Source organism: Lysinibacillus sp. Y5S-8 (assembly GCF_036894365.1).
Lineage (GTDB): Bacteria > Bacillota > Bacilli > Bacillales_A > Planococcaceae > Lysinibacillus > Lysinibacillus fusiformis_D.
This window is the reverse complement of sequence record NZ_CP145889.1, coordinates 3,873,562-3,896,222: the sequence shown is the minus strand read 5'-3', so window position 1 is coordinate 3,896,222 and position 22,661 is coordinate 3,873,562. Positions and strand designations below refer to the sequence as shown.

General features: G+C 38.7%; 18 protein-coding genes. 12 read left to right on the top strand and 6 right to left on the bottom strand.

Annotation, left to right across the window (positions count from 1 at the left end):
• Positions 1 to 6: 6 nt before the first annotated feature.
• Positions 7 to 1,104 (bottom strand): sugar diacid recognition domain-containing protein, encoded by a 1,098-nt coding sequence (locus tag V6670_RS19020; RefSeq protein WP_338651869.1) that lies wholly within the window; start codon positions 1,102 to 1,104, stop codon positions 7 to 9.
• A 164-nt stretch (positions 1,105 to 1,268) separates the two neighbouring features.
• On the opposite strand from V6670_RS19020, the gene V6670_RS19015 reads away from it, so the two are divergent.
• The 5 genes from V6670_RS19015 to V6670_RS18995 all read left to right on the top strand — a co-directional run bounded on the left by V6670_RS19015 (position 1,269) and on the right by V6670_RS18995 (position 6,170).
• Positions 1,269 to 2,408: a glycerate kinase gene (locus tag V6670_RS19015; protein WP_338651868.1), complete on the top strand. Its 1,140-nt coding sequence runs from the start codon at positions 1,269 to 1,271 to the stop codon at positions 2,406 to 2,408.
• Positions 2,409 to 3,755, top strand: a complete 1,347-nt coding sequence (locus V6670_RS19010) for a GntP family permease (protein WP_141904895.1) — start codon at positions 2,409 to 2,411, stop codon at positions 3,753 to 3,755. It begins immediately after the preceding gene.
• Positions 3,756 to 3,824: 69 nt separating this feature from the next.
• A complete protein-coding gene (locus tag V6670_RS19005) occupies positions 3,825 to 5,015 on the top strand; it encodes an MBL fold metallo-hydrolase (protein WP_338651867.1) in 1,191 nt (396 codons plus the stop codon).
• Positions 5,002 to 5,250 (top strand): DUF3006 domain-containing protein, encoded by a 249-nt coding sequence (locus tag V6670_RS19000; protein WP_141904897.1) that lies wholly within the window; start codon positions 5,002 to 5,004, stop codon positions 5,248 to 5,250. The genes V6670_RS19005 and V6670_RS19000 overlap by 14 nt, the downstream gene beginning before the upstream one ends.
• A 131-nt stretch (positions 5,251 to 5,381) precedes the next feature.
• A complete protein-coding gene (locus tag V6670_RS18995; RefSeq protein ID WP_338651866.1) occupies positions 5,382 to 6,170 on the top strand; it encodes an HAD family hydrolase in 789 nt (262 codons plus the stop codon).
• A gap of 43 nt (positions 6,171 to 6,213) precedes the next feature.
• Here the strand turns inward: V6670_RS18995 and V6670_RS18990 are convergent, their stop codons facing one another.
• From V6670_RS18990 to serA, 3 genes are all read right to left on the bottom strand, one after another.
• Positions 6,214 to 7,137 carry a hypothetical protein gene (locus tag V6670_RS18990; protein ID WP_141904899.1) on the bottom strand — a complete coding sequence of 308 codons (924 nt, stop codon included), beginning with the start codon at positions 7,135 to 7,137 and terminating at the stop codon, positions 6,214 to 6,216.
• A complete protein-coding gene (locus V6670_RS18985; protein WP_338651865.1) occupies positions 7,127 to 7,630 on the bottom strand; it encodes an RNA polymerase sigma factor in 504 nt (167 codons plus the stop codon). The genes V6670_RS18990 and V6670_RS18985 overlap by 11 nt, the downstream gene beginning before the upstream one ends.
• Positions 7,631 to 7,726: 96 nt before the next feature.
• Complete coding sequence (gene serA / locus V6670_RS18980; RefSeq protein WP_036118072.1) at positions 7,727 to 9,334, bottom strand: phosphoglycerate dehydrogenase; 1,608 nt, start codon at positions 9,332 to 9,334, stop codon at positions 7,727 to 7,729.
• A gap of 806 nt (positions 9,335 to 10,140) precedes the next feature.
• Here serA and V6670_RS18975 point away from each other — a divergent pair.
• Both V6670_RS18975 and V6670_RS18970 read left to right on the top strand, forming a co-directional pair.
• Complete coding sequence (locus V6670_RS18975) at positions 10,141 to 11,790, top strand: FAD-binding dehydrogenase (RefSeq protein ID WP_141904901.1); 1,650 nt, start codon at positions 10,141 to 10,143, stop codon at positions 11,788 to 11,790.
• Between the two features lie 308 nt (positions 11,791 to 12,098).
• Complete coding sequence (locus V6670_RS18970) at positions 12,099 to 13,448, top strand: IS1182-like element ISBsp5 family transposase (protein WP_338651864.1); 1,350 nt, start codon at positions 12,099 to 12,101, stop codon at positions 13,446 to 13,448.
• A gap of 230 nt (positions 13,449 to 13,678) precedes the next feature.
• Here V6670_RS18970 and V6670_RS18965 read toward each other — a convergent pair whose 3' ends face one another.
• Complete coding sequence (locus tag V6670_RS18965) at positions 13,679 to 14,650, bottom strand: rhodanese-related sulfurtransferase (RefSeq protein ID WP_338651863.1); 972 nt, start codon at positions 14,648 to 14,650, stop codon at positions 13,679 to 13,681.
• Between the two features lie 139 nt (positions 14,651 to 14,789).
• On the opposite strand from V6670_RS18965, the gene V6670_RS18960 reads away from it, so the two are divergent.
• Complete coding sequence (locus V6670_RS18960; RefSeq protein WP_036118062.1) at positions 14,790 to 15,572, top strand: enoyl-CoA hydratase; 783 nt, start codon at positions 14,790 to 14,792, stop codon at positions 15,570 to 15,572.
• Positions 15,573 to 15,619: 47 nt separating this feature from the next.
• Here V6670_RS18960 and V6670_RS18955 read toward each other — a convergent pair whose 3' ends face one another.
• Entirely contained in the window at positions 15,620 to 15,805 is a 186-nt protein-coding gene (locus tag V6670_RS18955) for a YhzD family protein (RefSeq protein WP_036075853.1), read from the bottom strand.
• A gap of 247 nt (positions 15,806 to 16,052) precedes the next feature.
• Here V6670_RS18955 and V6670_RS18950 point away from each other — a divergent pair, with 247 nt between their 5' ends.
• The 4 genes from V6670_RS18950 (at position 16,053) to V6670_RS18935 (ending at position 22,580) form a co-directional block, all read left to right on the top strand.
• Positions 16,053 to 17,267 carry a DNA repair exonuclease gene (locus V6670_RS18950; protein ID WP_338651862.1) on the top strand — a complete coding sequence of 405 codons (1,215 nt, stop codon included), beginning with the start codon at positions 16,053 to 16,055 and terminating at the stop codon, positions 17,265 to 17,267.
• Between the two features lie 4 nt (positions 17,268 to 17,271).
• A complete protein-coding gene (locus V6670_RS18945; protein ID WP_338651861.1) occupies positions 17,272 to 20,160 on the top strand; it encodes an AAA family ATPase in 2,889 nt (962 codons plus the stop codon).
• On the top strand, positions 20,157 to 21,092 hold the full coding sequence (gene yhaM, locus V6670_RS18940; protein WP_058843256.1) for a 3'-5' exoribonuclease YhaM: 936 nt from the start codon (positions 20,157 to 20,159) through the stop codon (positions 21,090 to 21,092). The genes V6670_RS18945 and yhaM overlap by 4 nt, the downstream gene beginning before the upstream one ends.
• Positions 21,093 to 21,335: 243 nt before the next feature.
• On the top strand, positions 21,336 to 22,580 hold the full coding sequence (locus V6670_RS18935) for a HAMP domain-containing methyl-accepting chemotaxis protein (RefSeq protein WP_338651860.1): 1,245 nt from the start codon (positions 21,336 to 21,338) through the stop codon (positions 22,578 to 22,580).
• Positions 22,581 to 22,661 lie beyond the last annotated feature (81 nt).

Genomic DNA, 22,661 nt, shown 5'->3' with positions numbered 1-22,661 from the left:
CGTTGTTCAGGTTGCCTTCATTATTTGTAGTGTTCGCAATGTACAGGCCATTTTTAAAATAACGGCATCCTCGAAATATTGTGGATCATAGCCTGTTATCTCTCTTATTTTATTTAATCGGTAGGAAAGCGTATGACGATGAATAGCCAGTTGTTGTGCACAAAGCTTTAACTGTAAATTACAGTCAAAAAATGATTGTAATGTTTCCAACTGTTTAGCATCCATATTTTTCAGTATACGATGATGAAATGCTTGTACTTCTTCTGATTCTCGAGGCTTAAAAAGAGAAAATAACTCGACATCTTCAAAAAAGGTTAATTCATTCTGGACTGTTGCAAATTCTAACGCTGTTCTTGCGCCTTGGTAGCTATAGGGAAGCTGTGATACATGTTGCACAACAGGACCAACACCTATTTGAAGAGAAGGCAGCTTCTGTTTCTGTTTGCGTAGTGCTTTGATAATGGGACGACAACTCTGTTCTTCACAATTTGTCAGCAGAATATAGTATTCTTGCAATTGGCTATGACCCGCAAGAATAGGCTGTTTATAAAATAAATCCTCAAAAAAAAGGGGAATTGAATTTTCTACGTAAGATGCCTCATTAAAACTCACTAAAATTACTTGAAAGGGAGCTTTTAGAGCAAAGGTCAATTTTTGAATTCGTTCATTTAAGGCTGCATCTAGCTTGCTACCATGAACAAGTGCTTCAAATATATAATCATTATTTTTTCGTTGCCATTCACTTTTAGATTCAACAATGGCTTGGTGTGTCATAATTTCTGTTGTGAGTTGTACAAGATTGGCAATTTCAAACATATCCTCAGCCTCTCCTGTGATGCCAATAACCCCTACTACTTCATCCTGATACAAGATTGGCATATTAATGCCTGGTTTTGTGTTCGGATACTGCTCGATATTTTCTTCGTTAATAATTAATGTCTCTTTTGTTTGTGTCACATGAAGCGCACCTTCATGAATATTTTCCACCCTCATTTTATCGCCGGAGGCTAAAATCACGCCACTTGGGCTAATGACGTTAATATTGTGGCGCAAACGTAGCATCGTTTGATGTACGATTTCTTCTGCTAATTTTTTCGTCAACATGTTTATACACCTCGCATAAAAAACAGCCTGTTATATGACAGTTAAATTGTACACCCATTATAATGTTTTCTGAATTTATTGTCATTATAATAAATTGTAAGCGCTTAACTTAGGATGTGAAAATTTACGTAAATGTCAATGGACGACATAAGTGGAGGTATAGCATGAAGGTCATCATTAGTCCAGATTCCTACAAGGGTACTCTGTCAGCAGTTGAAGTAGCAAAATCAATGCAGGAAGGAATCCTAGATGCGGATCAATCGATTGAAACAATCGTATTACCAGTTGCAGATGGGGGAGAAGGCACTCTACAATCACTGATTGCCTCTACAGAAGGTCAATATTTTTCTGTAAACGTCCTAGATCCATTGGGTAGGGCAATTCAGGCTCAATATGGAGTGTTGGGGGATCAAGTAACATGTGTTATAGAAATGGCCCAAGCATCTGGCATTATGCTGCTACAAGATAATGAGAAAAATCCAGAGCTAGCTACATCTTATGGCACTGGCCAGTTAATTAAAGCCGCACTCAATCAAGGCTATAGAAAGTTTATTATCGGCATTGGTGGAAGTGCCACGAATGATGCTGGGATTGGAATGTTACAGGCATTAGGCGTTCGATTAATGGCGGAGGATGGTTCAGAGCTAGAGGCTGGAGTTTCTAATTTAGTGAAATTAGATGTTATAGATATTAGCCAGCTAGATGCTAGATTAGCCGAGGCGACATTTACAATAGCCTGTGATGTTGATAATCCGCTCATTGGTGAACGAGGGGCAACAGCCATTTTTGGTCCACAAAAAGGTGTCCGAAAACAGCAGATTGCCGAATTTGATCGCTGTTTAAAGCATTATGCAGATATTGTTGAAGCCCAATTTTCCATTCGGCTGCATGATTATAAAGGTGCGGGAGCTGCTGGGGGAATGGGTGGTGCTTTAATCGCATTTTTTAATGGAACATTTCATGCAGGGATTGATATTGTATTAGATGCTGTACAGCTTCAGGCACATTTAGTAGAGGCACAGTTTGTGATAACAGGAGAAGGTAAATCCGATCTACAAACATTACATGGTAAGGCACCATTGGGTGTGGCAAAGGCTGCTAGACTTGCTAAGGTAGAGGCATTGTTATTATCGGGAGGAATCGATGGAAAGGCGAAGGCAGCTCTGCAAGAGTATTTTACAGTTGTCGAATCTTTAGTAGATGAGGAGACTAGTGTGCAGCAGGCGATGCAAGATCCTACTCACTATATTCGCTTAAAAACTAAGAGATTGATTGAGCGTACCATACAAAAGGGGGATGACTAGATGTTGTTCATCATTATTTTAATAGGGGTATTATTTGTTGTACTGGGGACGGCTAAGTTGAAGCTTCATCCGTTTTTAGCTTTATTAATTAGTGCTTTCTTTGTTGGGATTGCTTCAGGTATGCCATTATTGACCGTTGTGGAAAGCATTAATACTGGATTTGGAGGCTTGATGACAAGCATTGGCTTAGTTATTATCGCTGGTACGATTATAGGCTTAATATTAGAAAAGTCAGGTGCTGCTTATCGTATGGCAGAAGTAGTGTTACGCATTGTAGGACCTAAACGTCCGCAATTAGCGATGTCTTTAATCGGTTATATCGTTTCCATACCAGTATTTTGTGATTCAGGCTTTATTATTTTATCTAGTTTGCAAAAATCATTGGCAAAGCGAGCAAATGTCACAATTGCTTCAATGGCAGTAGCTTTAGCAACAGGCTTATTTGCTACACATGTATTAGTGCCACCAACTCCAGGGCCTATTGCAGCAGCAGGGAATATTGGTGCTGCGGATTATTTAGGAACGGTCATTGTCATTGGTTTATTAGTAGCGATACCAGCGACATTTGTAGGTTATCTATGGTCGGTGAAAGTGGCGACAAAGATTCGAGTACCCGAAGATGAGGTAGAGGCATTAGATTATGAGGAAGTGATTAAATCCTTTGGCAAAATGCCGTCAACATTTAAAGCCTTTTTGCCAATCGTTTTACCAATTGTGTTAATTGGTCTAGGTTCTATAGCAGCATTAGTTGGTGATACAGAATCGACATTCAATACAATTTTTAAATTTTTAGGTTCACCAACAGTAGCTTTATTTTTAGGTGTAGCATCGGCATTTTTATTATTACCTGAAATTAGTGAAACGACATTAACGGGCTGGATTGGTGAAAGCTTAAAAGAAGCGGCTCCTATTTTACTTATTACAGGAGCTGGCGGTTCATTTGGAACTGTTATTAAAAATGCTGGTGTTGGAGAAATGCTTCAGGAAATGGATTTAGGTATGTTTGCCTCAGGTACATTATTCCTTCTTGTGCCATTTATTGTAGCAGCAGCATTGAAAACAGCCCAAGGTTCTTCCACAACGGCACTTGTGATCACCTCTACTTTAGTAGCGCCAATGCTTGTAACATTAGGAATTGAGGGAGCGGTACCGTTAGCATTAGTGGTGATGGCAATTGGTGCTGGAGCAATGACAGTTAGTCATGTGAACGACAGCTTTTTCTGGGTAATTACACAGTATAGTGGCATGGAAGTCACACAGGCCTATAAAGCACAAACGGTCGCAACTTTATTGCAGGGTCTTGTCACAATTACAATTACGATGATTTTATGGTGGATATTCGTTTAAAGAAGAAGGAGAGCGGCCCATGGCTAGCTCTCTTTTTGTATAATAGAAAAAGAGAAAGGAAGTTAGTTGATGAAAAAGATAATAGTATTGCTCCTTTGTATTTTTTTAATAGCAGGCTGTACTGAGGCAATCAAGCCAGAGAAAATTGCTGTAACGGCTGGTCATGATATGCGCGTTCATTTTATTGATGTGGGTCAAGGGGATTCCATATTGATTGAATCACCAAATGGTAAAACAATGCTTGTAGATGGAGGAGTGAAAGGTGCAGGGCAGCAGATTGTCTCTTATTTAAAGGAACTTGGAGTGAGCAAGCTCGATGTAGTTGTAGCGACACACCCAGATGCAGATCATATTGGCGGTCTCATTCCTGTGTTAAATTCACTTACGATTGAGCAATTTTATGATTCGGGTAAAGTACATACATCCCAAACCTTTGAAGAAATGCTGACACTGATTGATGACAAAAATATCCCTTATTATGTGCCAAAAACAGGTGAAACTATTGAGTTTGATAAGGATGTAACTGTGAAGGTGTTGAATGCGAATGAGCAGGCATCAGATAATAATGATGCTTCCATTGTTTTAAAAATGACTTATGGCAATGTCTCTTTTTTATTAACAGGAGATGCTGGAGTAGCATTAGAAAAAGAAATGCTGCAGTACGATGTAACAGCAACTGTTCTGAAGGCAGGGCATCATGGCTCTAACACAAGTAGCTCACAGGAATTCATTCGGGCTGTAAAACCAGAAGTCACGATATTAAGTTACGGGGAAGATAATAAATATGGCCATCCACATGCAGAAGTAGTGGATCGTTTGCAGACTATTGGTAGTAAAATCTATGCCACTGCTGATATGGGAACGATTATGGTGTCTACAGATGGGGTAAACTATACGGTGAATGGGAAGGAAACTTCTAAAGTGGAAACTAGCAAAAAAACTACCGAAATAGAAGTATCCGCTCCAGCTATTGAGATCGTCAGCAAGGATTTAGTTACTGAAATTGTAGGCATTAAAAATAATGGACAACAAGCTGTTTCTTTAAAGGATTGGCAGCTTGTTTCAATTGAAGGGAATCAAGTGTTTAATTTTCCAAATCTCACTTTACAGCCAGGGAGAATAATTTATATTACAAGTGGAGCTAATGCAAGAGAAGGGCAAAATTATTTAAAATGGACAGGTAAACAAATTTGGTTAAACGATGGAGATGCAGCACAATTACGAAATGAGAAGGGGGAACTTGTAAGTGAGCTCGACTAAGTATACGCTAGACCGAATTGAAGATGGTTATGCGGTTTTCTTAAAGTTTCCAGAGGAAGAGGAACAACTCATTATTTCACAGTCAGCCATGAACAAGCCAGTGCAAGTAGGTGATCGTGTTCAGATAGAAGAAAAAGATGGCATTTACTATATTGAAATTTTACAAGATGAAACACAACAAAAAAGAGCAGACATTCAAAGTTTAATGAACCGTTTGCGTAATAAACATAATTAATAGATGACAAGCTGTGAAGATTTGACGCACAGCTTGTTTTTAGATAGAGGAATTGTACATAATTTGTTATCCTAAATATTTTGAAAATATGCTAAAATAGTAGTATTAATCGGGAGCTAGGAGCGGACAAAATGTCGATAAATACAATTATTTTTGATTTAGATGATACACTACTATGGGATAAAAAATCGGTCAAAACAGCATTTGAAAAAACATGTGACTATGCAGCAACAGTACATAATGTGAATCCTGCTGAGTTAGAGGAAGCTGTTCGCCGAGAGGCACGTGCTTTGTATGAAGGGTATGAAACATATGATTATACGGTTTTAATTGGTATCAATCCATTTGAAGGGCTTTGGGGAACGTTTGACGACTCGACAGATTCCTTCCAAAAAATGAAAGAAATTGTTCCTAGTTATCGTGCAGCGGCTTGGACAAAAGGGTTAGCTGCTCTTGGTATTGAAGATACAGCGTTTGGAGCAGAGCTAGGAGAGCGCTTTGTAGCCGAGCGTAAAGTAGCGCCATTTTTATACGAAGATACTTTTGCAGTGTTAGATGAATTTAAAGGAAAATATCAGCTTGTATTGCTAACAAATGGCGCACCAAGTTTGCAAAATTTAAAGCTAGAAATTACACCAGAAATTGCACCATATTTTGATCATATTATTATTTCAGGAGACTTTGGTAAAGGTAAGCCGGACGCATCTATTTTTGAGTATGTGATGGAGAAAGCAGGCATTACAGCTGACGAGGCAATTATGGTTGGTGACAATCTTAATACTGATATTTTAGGTTCATCTCGTGTCGGAATGCGCAATGTATGGATTAATCGTGAAAATAATATCGCCAATGGGGCTGTGACACCTACCTATGAGGTAGACTCTTTGACAGCATTGTTGGAGCTTGTAAATAAGCTATAATATAAAAATGTACTGATCCCTCATGGAGTCAGTACATTTTTTGTTAAAAATAGACATTTAGTCCAAGATATAAACATGTAAAAGCTATAGCTATACAAAGCTGGACAAGAGCGCTAGCTATTAAGTAACCCTGAGGTTCACCAGCCTTTTTACGATAATAGATTTGCATAAAGGAGTAGAGTGAGAAAAGGCCATAAATAATTACTGCATGAATAGTATGGTGTACAAGATAGATACCAAATGAAATACCTCCAAACAACACGAGCATAATGGCATTGGCAATGGCATGCTCAACTGTCGCAGCGAAAAAGCGACGTTCTGTATAAGGCATTCTTTTTTTAGCAATCCACAGTATGAAATGCATAAGTAGGATGAAAATGTTCCCAATAATAAGTTTCGTTGACCGCTTCTCATCATAAAAATAGCGTAGTGAGTCAAATGACTCTTCAATCAGAAAGGCTTGCTGTGTTTCAACATTGAAGAAAATCTTGTTATTGAGTACCTTCCATTTCTCTTGTGTACGGTCATTATAGAGAATCAAAATATCATAGATAGTACCACTTTTCCACTGACTAGCGGATATTGTTACAGGAGAAGCGTTGTCCCAATTTTGTTGTAGCTGTGTGATAGCCTTTGCATGAGCATAGCATTGCTGAGGAACATAAAGGCAAGAATCCTGTGCTATAAAGGTTTCCTTGTTCATATTCTCCTTTAAATAGATTCGTTGGATTGCTTTGGAGGAATCCATTGTTGTAGGAGAATTAGTAGGACTTTGAACAAAAGATAATAGTAATATAGAAAGAACTACTATAAATAGCAATGACACAGAAGGAATTTTCCATCTATTTTTAGTCTTTTGTTTATTAATTACTGAGGGCTCTGTCATATTGCGTAATAATTTTTTTTGCTGCTGATCAGATAACATTAAATCATCTAAGTGTTGCCATGTCTTCTTATCATTCTTCATCCATCTCACCTCCTAACTGTTTTTTTAATGCGATGAGTGCTCGTTTTAATGTGTTTTTTACTTTCCTCTCATTCCAACCAAGGACATTACAGGTTTCCTCGATGGATAGTCCCTCTATTTTGCGCAGAATGATCACATCACGATAGGTGATTTTTAGTTTACGAATAGCAAGATATAGCATCTTGGCATCTTCTTGTTGCATCAGCCATTGATGAGGAGAAGGTGACGCTTGTTCTTCATGCTGTTGTAAAAAAGGGACAAACTGAATTATCCTTTTTCGACGATAATGATCATAGGCAAGGTTACGTGCAGTGCACCGCAACCAAGCGAGATCGGCTCCTTCTTTTATTGTTTGGTGATGTTTCAAATAACGGACAAAGGTTTCCTGTGTATAATCCTCCGCTAATTTTTCATCATTTAGTAAGTAATATAAGTATTTAAAAATGGTGTGGTTATGTAAGTAAAATATTTCTTCTATCTTCAAGCTGTACACCTCCTTTTCTTTAAAGACGAAGAACCCTTAGAAAAGTATCATTTTACCAAAATAAAAAGCAGAGAGTAGAGACTCCCTGCTTCTTGTTATTATTAATTATAGGTTAATGGCTTTTACCTCATCAATGTTTTCAAGCTGTGCTACAAAAACTAAATCTTCTTCAGTTACAACATTATCAACCGTTAGCATCATAACCGCTGTACCACCAACCTGTGCACGACCAACCTGCATTGTTGCGATATTGATTTCTTTTTCTGCAAGCTTTGTTGCTACACGGCCAATTGCACCTGGTTTGTCTGTATTTTTAATGTACAGAAGGTGGCCTTGTGGAATGACGTCGACAACATAGTCCTCTACTTTTACAATACGTGCACCTAAACCGTTTAATAATGTACCCGCTACAGTATGCGTTTCGTTAGCAGTAATAATTTCAATCGTAATTAAGCTTGTAAAGCCTTTAGCAGTTGTTGTTTTGTGCTCATTAATTTTCATGCCGATACGTTCAGATAAGTAACGGGCATTGACATCATTGACATGATTACCATGATTTTTTGCTAATAAGCCTTTTAGTGCATTTGAAGTTAATGGACGTACATCATAGTTTGCTACTTCACCAGCATAAGATAGGTTGATTTCTTTTACAGGCTCTGTTGTTAATTGTGATAGGAATGAACCAAGCTTTTCAGCTAATTCAAAGAAAGGCTCAACTTGTGCAAGAAGCTCTTTCGGAATAGATGGCATGTTTACAGGGTTTGTTACGGTACCTGTTTTATAAAATTTAATGATGTCATTTGATACATCAACCGCAACAGATTCTTGTGCCTCAATTGTCGATGCACCTAAGTGAGGCGTTGCGATTACCTGTGGTAAAGTCAGTAGCTTATGATCTGTTGCTGGTTCAGAAACAAATACATCTAGGGCAGCACCAGCTACTTTTCCTGCTACGATTGCATCATATAAATCATCTTCATTGATAATTCCACCACGTGCACAGTTAATGATACGCACGCCATCTTTCATCATCGCAAATTTTTCTTTATTAATAAGATTACGTGTTTCAGGAAGAAGTGGTGTATGAACTGTAATGAAATCTGCTGCTTCGCAAATTTCTTCAACTGTTGCTTTTGTTACACCTAATTCTTTTGCACGTTCATCTGTTAGGAAAGGATCGTAAGCCATAACATTCATGCGTTGACCTTTTGCACGATAAGCTACTTCAACACCGATTCGTCCAAAGCCTACAACACCCAACGTTTTATTTTTTAGCTCAACACCAACATAAGATTTGCGATCCCATTTTCCATTTTTTAATGTATTAAAAGCTTGTGGAATATGACGGGCAAGTGAAGTCATCATTGCGATTGTATGCTCAGCAGCTGAGTTTGTGTTACCATCTGGTGCGTTGACAACGATAATGCCATGTTCAGTAGCAGCAGCAAGGTCAATATTATCGACACCCACACCAGCACGACCAATTAATTTTAAGTTTTTAGCTGCTTCGATCACTTCACGTGTCACAGTTGTTTGAGAACGAACAAGTAATACATCCACATCTGCAATTTTAGCGATTAATTGTTCTGGTGCAAGACCAGTGTCTACAATAATGTTTAAATCTAAATCTTGCTCCTGACGTAATGGGAAAATACCATCCTCACTTAGTGGATCAGCGATAAATACGTTAATGTTTTTTGTTGCAGTAGTCATTATAATTAGCTCCTTTTTAATAAATATGGGTTGTGGATTTATCTACGACAGTCTGAATTTTGTAAAATTCGAACATCTTACAGCATGCAAACGATCTCCTTTCTAAATCGAAAACAATATAAAAAGCCTTCCACGCCTTACAGACACAGTTATTGTGTTGTAAGGGGCGAAAGGCTGAATAAACATTGGTTCGCGGTACCACCCTTAATCACTGCTGGAAAATTTATTCTGGCAGTCTTAGCTATATGCGTAACGCGCATGGGACGGATAAGCTTACTGTTAAGTTGTTCGGCTTATCTATTCTGGAGTGGAACTATTATCGTAGAAATCACTGATTTACACCAACCATCAGCTCTCTTTGGATTTTCTTGTGACTAGTATGTCTCCGTCGCTATATTTTGTGTGATTAAATTTGTTAACATCATAATCCCTATTGTTCACCTTTGTCAACGATATTTCTGAAAAACTTAAAAAATATAGACTTCAAAAGTCTGAATAATAACTAAAAACGAACATTTTTAATTTTATTTGTGTTTAATGTTCGTCTTTTTGGAGTATACAATGAAAGCGTTAACGATATTTGAAAAGTGCGATAGTATCAGTGTTCCATGTAGTTTACGGTTAAAAAATTATATGGTAATTAAATGGAATAAATTAGATGATTTATGCTACTCCTTGATGATTTTAGTGTAAGAAAGCGAACATTTTCGCTTGTCACATTTTAGACAAAAAATTAGATTTTAGAAGGTAAACAGACTGTGAGAGAAGAATGTTAGTTAAGGATGATTTGATTTGGGGGTGTAAAAATGCAGTACGATGTTGCAATAGTTGGTGCTGGACTTGCGGGTTTAGTTGCTGCTTGTGAGTTAATCGATGCAAAGAAAAAAGTTCTTTTAGTAGATCAAGAGCCTGAAAATTCAATGGGGGGACAGGCATATTGGTCTTTTGGTGGGATATTTTTAGTAAATTCTCCAGAGCAGCGAAGGCTTGGAATTAAAGATAGTAAAGAACTGGCGTGGCAAGATTGGCAAGGAACTGCAGGCTTTGATCGTTTAGAAGATGAGGATTCGTGGGCTTATAAATGGGCCAGAGCCTATGTTGATTTTGCTGCAGGTGAAAAATATGACTGGTTAAAGTCAAAAGGTATCAAATTTTTCCCTGTGGTTGGATGGGCAGAACGGGGAGGCTCTTTAGCGGGAGGACATGGCAATTCTGTACCAAGATTTCATATTGTATGGGGAACTGGTCCTGGCATAGTAAAGCCGTTTGTAAATAAAGTAAAGCAAGCTATGAAAGATGGATTTATCGATTTTAGACCAAGACATCGTGTGGATGAATTTATACAATATGATGGAAAAATTACAGGAATCAGTGGAACAGTGCTAGCAGAAACCTTTATTAATCGAGGTGAAAAAAGTTCGAGATTGGGGATTGGCGAATTTTCCTACGAAGCCGATGCTGTGATTGTAGCAAGTGGCGGTATTGGGGCTAATTTTGATTTAGTAAGAAAAAATTGGCCTGCACGACTTGGGACTCCTCCTAAAAATATGGTATGTGGTGTGCCAGCTTACGTTGATGGAAGAATGCTAGAAATCACAGAACATGCTGGAGGACGTATTGTAAACCGCGATCGCATGTGGCATTACACAGAGGGATTAAGAAATTGGGATCCAATTTGGCCCAACCATGGCATTCGAATTTTACCAGGGCCTTCCTCCTTATGGTTTGATGCAGAAGGTAATCGATTCCATGCACCCAACTTCCCAGGCTTTGATACGCTCAGTACGTTAGAGGCAATTCAAAAGACAGGTTATGATTACTCTTGGTTTATTTTAACGGAAAAAATTATTGAGAAGGAATTTGCGCTATCTGGTTCAGAACAAAACCCAGATTTAACAAACAAAAGCATTAGTGATGTGCTTAAGCGTATAATGCCAGGCCCACCCGCCCCTATCCAAGCTTTTAAAAATCATGGCGAAGATTTTGTGATTGCACATGATTTAAAAGAACTAGTAGAAGGCATGAATAAACTAGCAGGGAATGAGCTACTGGATTTCATGAAAGTGAAAGAGCAAATCTTGGCAAGGGATCGAGAAATGGACAATAAGTTTACGAAGGATTTACAGGTTAACGCTATTCATGGGGCAAGGCATTATATTGGAGATAAATTAGTGCGTGTTGCCAAACCACATAAAATTCTAGATACTAAAAATTGGCCATTAATTGCCGTACGTTTAAACATTTTAACTAGGAAAACCTTGGGTGGCTTACAAACAAATTTAAATGGTGCGGTGTTGGGCATGGATGGTCAACCTATACCAGGTTTATTTGCTGCTGGTGAAGTAAGTGGCTTCGGTGGCGGGGGTGTTCATGGCTATCGCGCTTTAGAAGGGACATTTGTCGGAGGCTGTTTATTTAGTGGACGGCAGGTTGGGCGCTATTTAGCGCAGGAATAATAAGAAAAAGAGCATCGTTCATCAGGACGATGCTCCAGACTGTAGACAAACTCGATGAATTTTGAGTTTGCCTACAGTCTTTTTTCTTTTACAATAAAATAAAGTAAAAAAGTAAAGCCGTTGATTTCCACTACGGGCGGATGCTTTCCGCGGGCGGGATCGAGCTGCTTCCCTCGCTTCGCTCAGTCCAGGATCTCGACTTTCCCGCTTTTCCCGCAGGAGTCGCCGCCCTTCGTTCCAATCAACTTCTACATAAAGTACTCTATCTACATAGGGTGTTGAAAAGTAAACTTTTGAGGTGATGAAGCATGATGACGAAGAATCAAACCAATGAACGTGAACAATTAGAAATGTTAACGATTGATCAATTAGTTCCCAACGATCATTTAGTGAGAAAACTGGAGGCTGCTATTGATTTTTCATTTATCTATCCTTTAGTAGAAAATCTTTATTCACCTAATGGGCGTCCTAGTATTGATCCTGTCGTTCTCTTCAAAATGACGTTTATTCAATATGTTTTTGGCATTCGCTCCATGCGTCAAACGATCAAAGAAATTGAAACGAATATGGCGTATCGCTGGTTTTTAGGATTTGGCTTCCATACAGAAGTCCCGCATTTCTCTACCTTCGGTAAAAATTATGCCCGTCGCTTTCAAGACACCGATATATTTGAACAGATATTCTATCGTATATTAAAAGAGATTATGCATCAGGGACTCCTCCATGCAGACCATCTATTTATTGATTCCACGCATGTGAAAGCGAGTGCGAATAAACGGAAGTATGATAAAAAGGTCGTGCGAAAAGAAACACGAGCTTATGAAGAGAAGCTTCAATTAGAGTTAAATATGGACCGTGAAGAACACGGAAAAAAGCCCTTTCCCCCGGAGAAGTTTGAAAAGGAAGAATGGAAAGAAATAAAGGAAAGCACGACAGATCCTGAAAGTGGGTATTACGTGAAGGATGAACGTACGAAGCAGTTTGCATATTCCTTTCATGCAGCCACAGATGAAAAAGGCTTTGTCTTAGGTGCCATTGTGACTCCGGGAAATGTGCACGATAGCCATGTATTGCAGCCACTTGTTGAAAGGGTCATTCAAAACGTTCAAAAACCAATCGCCGTTGCGGCAGATGCAGCCTATAAAACACCAGCGATTACGAACTTTTTGTTAGAGAATCAAATGTTGCCTGTTCTTCCATATACACGTCCTAAAACGAAAGATGGATTCTTCCGAAAGCACGAGTATACATATGACGAGCACTATAATTGTTATCTTTGCCCACAAGGGCAGATATTGAAGTATGCGACAACGACGAAGGAAGGATATCGCCAATATAAATCGAATCCTTTGATTTGTGCGAAGTGTCCAAGCCTTTCCCAATGTACAGAAAGTAAGCATCATCAAAAACTCATTCAACGCCATATTTGGGAGTCGTATGTGGAGGAAGCTGAACATTTACGCCATTCCTATGACATCAAACAGATTTATGCAAAGCGCAAAGAAACGATTGAGCGTGTCTTTGCCGATGCAAAAGAAAAGCATGGTATGCGATGGACAACCTTAAGAGGTCTAAAAAAATTGTCCATGCAGGCGATGCTTACTTTTGCTGCCATGAATTTGAAGAAACTGGCTACTTGGACGTGGCAAGTAGCTTAAGAGAGCAACTAAGCTCGAAAAGTATGTTGAATTTGGTAGTATATTACCAAATGTTAAAAATAAAATAGGAAGAAAAATGACAAAAACCATCGAGAGTGAACTTCTCGATGGGCTTTTGTCTACAGTCTGGAGCATCGTTCATCAGGACGATGCTCCTTTTGGATGGGCTAGTAGATGGCTTACTATTTTAAGGTTTAGACCATTTGCGCACACGGCTAAACTCTACCTCATTAACGATTCACGTTTTGAATCTCTGCAATCTTAGCAATTTGCTTCTCAACCTGCTCCTTCGTCCAACCATTCTCTTCGACGAAGAAATTACGTTCTGCACGGCGGCAATCATCTGAACAGCTACGCATATAAAATGCTTCGTGTTTTTCCTCACATAACATTAATTTATGACATTCAGGGTTTGCACAGTTTGTATAACGTTCAGAAGGTTCACCTGTGAAGTAATCCTTCCCAACGATGACATGCTCAACCTGATTAATCGATACACTTCGACGACGGTCAAAAACAAACATCTGACCATCCCATAGCTGGCCCTTTACTTCGGGATCTTTTGCATAGGTGGCAATACCACCGTGTAATTGACCAACACTTTTACCATAACCTTCACGTTTTAGCCAACCAGAGAATTTTTCACAGCGAATACCACCTGTGCAGTATGTTAAAATCTTTTTATCTGCAAAATCTTCTTTATGTGCTTCCATCCAAGCTGGGAGGTCACGGAAGGCTTCAATATCAGGTCGTACAGCACCTTTGAAATGACCAATATCATATTCATAGTCATTTCGGGCATCGATAATCACAGTGTTCTCTTCTTGCATTTGTTCCATAAATTCTTTAGGCGATAAATAATCGCCTGTGATTTCCAAAGGATTAATATCATGCTCCAAGCCTAAATGGACAATTTCCTGACGAGGACGTACATGCATTTTCTTAAAGGTATGTCCTTCCACCTCATCGATTTTCCACATAATATCATTAAAACGAGCATCTGCCTTCATATGATTCATATAAGCATCTGTTTGCTCAACGGTACCAGAAACGGTGCCATTAATGCCTTCAGAGCCTACTAAAATACGTCCAAGAAGTCCAATTTCTTTACATAATGCTAAATGTTCTTCTGCAAATGCTACAGGGTCTTCAATTGTAATATATTTATAATAAAGTAATACACGATAGTCCTTCTGTATCAAAATACGTTACCACCTTTAACTCAATATTCGTCCTTTAATATAGCATAACAAGAGCAATTTTGCTTAGAGTAGAAGGAGTTTTCTAAAAAAACACGAATAGTACATAGTGAATGACTATTCATATTTGGGGGTAATAGAGATGGAATTTTCAACGATTACTTTAGAAAAGTTAGAACGTCGTGCAACATTAACATTGAATCGTCCGCAGGCGATGAATGCTATGGATGATGTTATGATGCGAGAACTTGCAGAATGCTTTGAGGCTCTCCAACAGGAACAAAATATACAGGTGCTTGTTATTCGTGGAGAAGGAAAAGTCTTTTCTGCGGGTGGCGATATCAAGGCTATGTTAGATGAAAATAAACCATTAAATATTGATGAGGCAATGGTCTATCTTTCACGTATTGTGAAAGCGTATTATCAGTTACCAATGATTGTGATCGCGGCTGTTCATGGTGCATCGGCAGGTCTAGGGTTTAGTCTAACACTTGGAGCAGATATAGTTGTGGCTTGTGAAAATAGTAAGCTAGCTATGAATTTCATTGGAATAGGACTAATCCCAGATGGAGGCGGTCATTTCTTCATGAAGGAACGTGTGGGGACTGTCAAAGCGAAACAGATGATTTGGGAGGGGAAGGTATTAACAGCAAAAGAAGCATTAGATGAAGGGCTTATTGACTTTATTGCACCAGAGGGTACTGTATTTGCCATGGCAGATCAGCTTGTTGGTAAAATGCTTGCGTCACCTATTTCTTCCATGATTACAACGAAAAAAATTCTACATGCTCAAAATTTGCCTCAGCTAGAAAATATCCTAGCTTTAGAAGCAGAGGGGCAATCCGCTATGCGTAAAACAACAGATCATCTAGAAGGCATTCATGCATTTGTAGAGAAAAGAATGCCTGTCTTTGTAGGAAAATAACAATCATAAAAGGCGCGTAGCAACATTGACTACGTGCCTTTTAGCCACTAAACATGGAATAAAATTAATTTACCCGAAGCGTTTACAAGACGATGAGTTTTGTCGGCAACACCTTTTTCCTCAATTTGTTGTTGTCCGTTTAGTTTAGCAGCCTCATCATTTTCAAATGTCCAAGTTTCATCAAATAATGTTTCCCCTGTTTTTTCAAAAGCTGTAAAACGATAATTCTCCATACAAACCCCACCCTTTTACTTAAATATATTTCTATTATACATAGAAGATTTATAAACTTCACGGTAAAACTAGTGAATTTTTTGATAAATTACGAAAATTGTGGAAAAAGTAAGGCAATGCTGTTTTTTATGTAATACCATTTTTCATAAAACGCGAACTATGATAAAATAGAACAAATATTCGGTTTTGTTTAGTGAACATATTACGGTACCGAGGCGATAATTATCTACTATTTGAGGTGATTGGATGACAGCAATTCGTTTTTTTCATTTGGCAGATTTACATTTAGATAGTCCATTTAAAGGTTTATTTGGATTACCTGAGCACATTTTAAAGAACATTCGGTCGAGTACTTTTGAAGCATTCGATAAAATTATCCTTAAAGCAATTCAAGAGAAACCTGACTTTTTATTAATTGTTGGAGATATTTATGATGGTGAAAATCGTAGCTTGCAAGCACAACGAAGATTTCAGGATGCAATGGAAAAGCTCTTCCAGCACAACATCCCTGTGATTGTGAGCTATGGTAACCACGATCATTTAAATGGCACTTGGACACGCTTTGCTTTGCCAAGCAATGTCTATGAACTACCGGCGGAAACGACCGTGGTTCAATTAAAAATCCGAGGTCAGCAAGTAAATATATATGGTTTCAGCTATCATGAACGCCATTTAAAGGAATCAGTTATTGAAAGTTATCCAATTGCACAGGATCAGCATGCCATTCATATTGGTATGCTACACGGCAGTGAGGCAGGCAACACGACCCATGATGTTTACGCCCCCTTTACTAAGCAGCAGTTGATTGAAAAGAACTATCATTATTGGGCTTTGGGACACATTCATAAACGACAGCTTTTACAGCAAAACCCTCCCATTGTTTATCCAGGCAATATTCAAAGTCGACATCGTAAAGAACAAGGACTGAAAGGCTTTTATGACGTGACGTTATCCCAAACATCGAATGAGCTAGATTTTATCCCTACATCTACTGTCGTTTATAACACGATAGAAGTGGATTGTACGAATGTTATACATGCCAATGAATTACTAAAAAGATGTTCGGAAGCGATCACAACGAATAGGACGAAGTACGGGGCATCAGTAGTTGAGCTTCACCTGCAAAACATTGATGAACAAACGGAAGCTTTATTTGAACACGCAACTGTAGATGCATGGTTAGATACTGTGCGAGAGACGGAGGAAGGCATTGAGCCGATGTGTTGGGTACAAAAGTTGGTATTGCAGAAGACAGCAAGTCTTTATGAGCAGACAGCAGCAACTCAATCCGTTGTCAGCTTAATGGAGCAGTGGGACAGTAATGAATGGAAAGATATTCTAAAAGATTTATACCAATATGCTGGTGGTGCAAGGCTGATAGAGCCACTAAGTGACAAGGATATTGAAAACTTAACGCAAAATGCACAGGCATTATTGGCAGAAGAAATTCAAAGGGCGTGATCACATGCTGACTATACAAAAAATCCAAATATATGGCTTTGGTAAGCATGAAAACATCACCATTTCCTTAAATGAGGGTGTCACTATTTTTTATGGATTAAATGAAGCAGGAAAGACGACGATTCAGCAGTTTATACTACAAATGCTCTTTGGTTTCCCCATACGGCAGCAGGCACAGCGCAAATATGAACCAAAAGTTTCGACGAAATATGGTGGTCAGCTCACACTCGTGCATCCTATTTATGGTCAGTGCACTATTGAACGTGTGAAAGGAAAGGCATCGGGCGATGTTTCTGTTTATCTAGAGGATGGGACAACGGGACACGAGGAACTATTAACTAAGCTTTTATATGGGTATTCTAGAACGTCCTTTGAATCCATTTTTTCATTTTCATTGCACGAGCTACAGGGCATTGAAAAAATGTCAGAGGAGGAGCTAACCCATTTGCTACTAGCCTCTGGCACAACGGGGGTTCAACATTTATCAGCTCTTGAAAAGAAGATGGAGAAAGAGGCAAATGAGCTGTTTAAAAAAACAGGTAAAGTACCCGTGATTAATCAAAAGGTTGAGCAATTAAAGCAGCTTGAGCGTACGATTAAACAGGAGCAGGGAAAGATTCTAACATTTGAGGACAAATTAAAGCAATTACAACTACTTGAGCATAATCTAGAAAAGCTTTATAGTACGCAAAAACTGCTGCAACAACAATGGCAGCAGTTAACGATTCAAAAGCAGGCACTTCCTCTCCTCAAACAGCAACAGATTTTACAGCAGACACTGGTCAATTATCAACATGTACAGTTTCCGCCAGAAGGTATAAGACGCTATGAGCAATTAAAGGATCGTCTATTACACGAAAGTCAGCAGCTAATGCAATTAAAGGAGCAATATCAAACATTACAAGATCAAGTACTTACCATAGCGGATGAGCATACGGTCAATGAAATGGCTCGTCTTATGCAAAAAGAGGCAACGTGGCATCAGTTGATGGTGAAGGAGCAAAATTTACATGATGATCTCTTTATGTTTGAGCAAGAAATGAAAGCACAGTTTCGTTTATTAGGTGTACTCGAGACAGAGGCACAGGAGAATCTTCTCGAAGAAACGGTTTCACTCCAGCAGGAACAACAATTTCAGCTTCAATTAAGTAAGTTGGAGGAGGCAGAGGACGAGCTAAAGTTTCATCTACGCTCACTAGAGCAAGTCCATCTAGAATTAGAGACAATTGCCAAACAAAAGCAACGGCTCATGCAAGAGTCATTAACAAATGAAGAAGAACATATTTTAGCACAGTGGTCCCAACAAAAGCGTAAGCTTGAGCAATTACGTGCGGCCAAATCGCAACGTAGTAAACAAAAGCAACCCCATTATTTTAGCTGGCTTGTACTGCTAATCGGTTTATTGTCATTGATTTATGGTGTATTTGAAAAAAACATGGTTGCGACCATTATCGGAGCTGTTTTATCATTGCTGACTCTGTTATTTATCCGATATGTTAAACAAGCGAATGAGCCTACTAGTAAAGAGCATAGCTCCCTTCTTCGAGAGTTAGAGCAGGAGGAAATGACGGTACAAGCGGTGCTATTAAAGAAGCAAAGATATGAAGATCGTTGGGTACACGTCAATGAACAGCAAAAGGAGAAGGAGCAGCAATACGCTTCTCTTGAATATAAAATTCAACAGGCTGAGATAGAGAGTGCAGAAGCCACTCACACACTCCAGCATTTTTTAAAACGTTATCGATTACAGGGAACAATCGCCAGAACGTTAATGCCCGAATTATTTATGCGTATTCGGGGTGTGCAAGAGCTAGCAGCTAAAAAAAATAGTACCCTAAGCCTTATGCAAGAAGTTCAAAAAGAAAAGCAGCATATTTATAAACAGCTTCAACAGGTTTTAGAGGGAGCCTATGATGAACAGGAAATATATATGTATTTACGGACAGCCTACCTTGAAGCACAACAACATCAACAGCAAGTACAGCAAACGAAAGAACAGCTAGCTAACCTGAAGATAAAAATGGATGGTGGGCAATCAAAACTGGACCGTTATACAACTGAAATGGCTGTGCTATTGAATGAAGCACAAGCTCCAAACGAACAGGCTTATTATGAAATGTATGAGCAATTTGAGCAGCAAAAAAACATCATGACAGAGTTACAAACGGTTCAGGCTCAACTCGCCTCACTCAATCTTCCACAGCGAGAGAGTCTAGTGGAGGACACTGTTAACGAGGATATACACGCTTTAGAACAAGAGCAAAATTCAACGCAGCTAGCGATCGACCAATGTCTTGCGCAACGTGCTGCTTTGCTCATTGAAAAAGATCAGCTATTAAATGATGAAAAGTATGGGCAATTGCTACAACAGTTTGAGCAGGAGAAAGCACAATTGCAGCAGCTGATTGAGCAATGGGCAACTAAAAAAGCTGTTGCGACAGCCATTCACGAAACATTATTCCGCCTACGTGAAGAAAAATTACCTCATGTCCTTGTGGAGGTGAATGCGATTTTCCGTTTACTAACAGGGGAAAGATACGATAAACTTTCGATTCATGATGAAGGTTATTTTGTGGCACAAGATGTAGCAGGATTACGTTATCAAATGGCTGAATTATCTCAGGCTACCAAAGAACAAGCCTATATTGCATTACGTCTGGCCCTTGCAAAAACACTAGTGAGCACTGCTCCATTTCCAATTATTATGGACGATCCATTTGTCCATTTTGATCGAAACCGTACAAACAAAATGGTACAATTAATGAAAGAAGTAGGATATGAACGTCAAATTTTATATTTTACTTGTCATGATACAATGCTCAAACATTGGCAGAAAGAGCAAATTGTCGATATAGGAGCATTAGCAAATGAAAGGGGAGTGGCGTCAACATGAAAGGGATTACGACGCTCCAAGTTGGAGAAGCAGTTGATCAATTTTTATTAATAAAACAAGCGACAAAAGGTGTTACAACCGTTGGAAAGCCATTTATGTCGCTATTACTACAAGATAAAAGTGGAGATATTGAGGCAAAGCTCTGGGACACAAATGAGGATCATGAAAAAATGTATCATGCTGAAGCCATTGTACGTGTAGGTGGAGAGATTCACGACTATAGAGGAAAGAATCAATTGCGTATCAAATCTATTCGTGTTGCCAAGCCAGAGGAAGGTATAGCGATCGATGATTTAGTGCCGTCCTCTGCAACACCGAAAGAACAATTGTATGAAGAATTGACACAATTTTTCTTTGATATTAAAAATCCAAATATCTCACGTATTACAAGAGCGGCTATTAAAAAACATTATGATGCCATCTTAGTTTTTCCAGCAGCAACTAAAAATCATCATGACTATGCGTCTGGTTTATTAGATCATATGGTATCCATGCTCAAACTAGGAAAAGCCATTGCTGATTTATATCCAACACTTAATCGTGACCTGTTATATGCAGGCATTATTTTGCATGATATTGGCAAGGTTGTGGAGTTGTCTGGGCCTGTTGCCACGATGTATACAGTGGAGGGCAATTTATTAGGTCACATTACCATTATGGTGAATGAAATTGCCAAAATTGCAAGTGAGCTAGAAATTGAAGGCGAAGAAGTCATGCTGTTGCAGCATATGGTATTGTCTCACCATGGGAAAGAAGAGTGGGGGAGTCCGAAAAAACCAATGCTTCAAGAAGCGGAAATCTTACATTATATTGATAATATAGACGCGAAGATGAACATGCTAACAAGAGCATTAGGGAAAACGACACCAGGTGAATTTACTGAGCGGCTTTTCCCACTTGATAATCGTTCATTCTATAAGCCTACTATTTAAAAAGTAATATGATTAAGCCCCTAACCTGTTGAGAAATTGATAATTGATGTTGCTTATTAACTAACCTATACTGATTTCGATAAGTCTAAATGTGCATATGTGTAATTTTAGTACCTAACTATTGTACCAATGCTAGTATTTATTTTAGAATAAAGAGAGAAATGATAGGAATGGGGAAGAGCAATGGAAACAGAGGGACTTTTTTCACGGGAAATTAAGTTTTGGAAAAGTTTAATTTTCAAAATGATACTAGCTATAGGTATAAGTTTATTTATTAGCTCACATATCTCAGAATTTGTTAGTCATCAATTTGAAAAAGTAGTAGATTTAAACGGCAGTGCAGGTGTTGCCATTAATACGTTTATTTCGTTATTTATTGGTACAGTCATTATTTCGTTATGTACGAGATATATTGTCCTAAAACGTGTAAAGCGTGTATTAAAGGCTATGACACAGGCGGCTGATGGTGATTTAACGGTACGCATTGATGACCGTTTCAAAGATGAGATTGGACAATTATCCACTGAATTTAATCATATGTTAGAGCAAATTGGCACGGTTATTGAAAAGACGAATAAAGCATCTGCGGATGTCTCGACTTATACAAAGGAATTTACAACGATTACAGAGCAAAGTAGTCACACGGTTGAAACCATTTCTGATGCTATTGGAGATATTGTTTCCAGTGCGGAAGGACAATTGAAGCAAATGGACCTTTTATCTGAATCCGCTAATCTAATTTCCAAAGATATGGATCATGCATCTTCTGCTGTACAGGCTGTTGCAGATATAGCGAATGAAACAAATCAAAAGGCTGATTTAGGTTTACAGCTAATTGAGCAAACGATTGATAAAATGAATACGATTAATGATTCTGTTCACCAATCAACAGAAGTTGTGAATGCTTTAGGTGAAAAATCAAAGGAAATTAGTACGATTGTCTCGTTAATTACAAGCATTACCGATCAAACAAACCTGCTTGCATTGAATGCATCTATTGAGGCGGCTCGAGCAGGGGAGGCTGGAAAAGGCTTCGCGGTTGTTGCGGATGAAGTTAGAAAGTTGGCAGAGGAATCTGGAAAGGCTGCTGACAATATTCGAACACTAGTGGATGATATATTAAACCAAACTTCCGGTGCTGTTTCTGCTATTAATAGTGGCACGCAATATGTAGATGAAGGGCGAGAGGCTGTTGAACAGACAGGTGATGCCTTTAAAAATATTGTGGAATATGTACAACAGATTAGCCAACGTACAATGGAAGTTACGGATATTGTATGGCGTGTTAATGAGAAGGCAAGCCAAACAGATTCTGCTGTAAAGGAAATTGTAGGTATGGCGAATGGCACATCTTCAGGTATGCAGCATATTGCTCTATCCATAGAGCAACAAAGTGCTTCTAATGAGGAAATTGCGAGCGCGGCAAATGTCCTTCAAACGATGTCGAATGACTTACAAGCTGAAATTAGCCAATTTAAAGTGAAATAGAGAAGGAAAAAGGAGCATCTGACAAATCAGATGCTCCTTTTTGTTGTGGATATTGTTCAATTGATAAACAATATTCCCTCG

What these genes read in the sequence shown, in the direction of transcription:
- V6670_RS18935 (WP_338651860.1), top strand. Translation starts at nt 21,336, where the DNA reads ATGATACTAGCTATAGGTATAAGTTTATTTATTAGCTCACATATCTCA.
- V6670_RS18945 (WP_338651861.1), top strand. Translation starts at nt 17,272, where the DNA reads ATGCTGACTATACAAAAAATCCAAATATATGGCTTTGGTAAGCATGAA.
- V6670_RS19020 (WP_338651869.1), bottom strand. Translation starts at nt 1,104, where the DNA reads ATGTTGACGAAAAAATTAGCAGAAGAAATCGTACATCAAACGATGCTA.
- V6670_RS18970 (WP_338651864.1), top strand. Translation starts at nt 12,099, where the DNA reads ATGATGACGAAGAATCAAACCAATGAACGTGAACAATTAGAAATGTTA.
- V6670_RS18955 (WP_036075853.1), bottom strand. Translation starts at nt 15,805, where the DNA reads ATGGAGAATTATCGTTTTACAGCTTTTGAAAAAACAGGGGAAACATTA.
- V6670_RS19010 (WP_141904895.1), top strand. Translation starts at nt 2,409, where the DNA reads ATGTTGTTCATCATTATTTTAATAGGGGTATTATTTGTTGTACTGGGG.
- V6670_RS18990 (WP_141904899.1), bottom strand. Translation starts at nt 7,137, where the DNA reads ATGAAGAATGATAAGAAGACATGGCAACACTTAGATGATTTAATGTTA.
- serA (WP_036118072.1), bottom strand. Translation starts at nt 9,334, where the DNA reads ATGACTACTGCAACAAAAAACATTAACGTATTTATCGCTGATCCACTA.
- V6670_RS18960 (WP_036118062.1), top strand. Translation starts at nt 14,790, where the DNA reads ATGGAATTTTCAACGATTACTTTAGAAAAGTTAGAACGTCGTGCAACA.
- V6670_RS18995 (WP_338651866.1), top strand. Translation starts at nt 5,382, where the DNA reads ATGTCGATAAATACAATTATTTTTGATTTAGATGATACACTACTATGG.
- V6670_RS18975 (WP_141904901.1), top strand. Translation starts at nt 10,141, where the DNA reads ATGCAGTACGATGTTGCAATAGTTGGTGCTGGACTTGCGGGTTTAGTT.
- V6670_RS19015 (WP_338651868.1), top strand. Translation starts at nt 1,269, where the DNA reads ATGAAGGTCATCATTAGTCCAGATTCCTACAAGGGTACTCTGTCAGCA.
- yhaM (WP_058843256.1), top strand. Translation starts at nt 20,157, where the DNA reads ATGAAAGGGATTACGACGCTCCAAGTTGGAGAAGCAGTTGATCAATTT.
- V6670_RS18950 (WP_338651862.1), top strand. Translation starts at nt 16,053, where the DNA reads ATGACAGCAATTCGTTTTTTTCATTTGGCAGATTTACATTTAGATAGT.
- V6670_RS19005 (WP_338651867.1), top strand. Translation starts at nt 3,825, where the DNA reads ATGAAAAAGATAATAGTATTGCTCCTTTGTATTTTTTTAATAGCAGGC.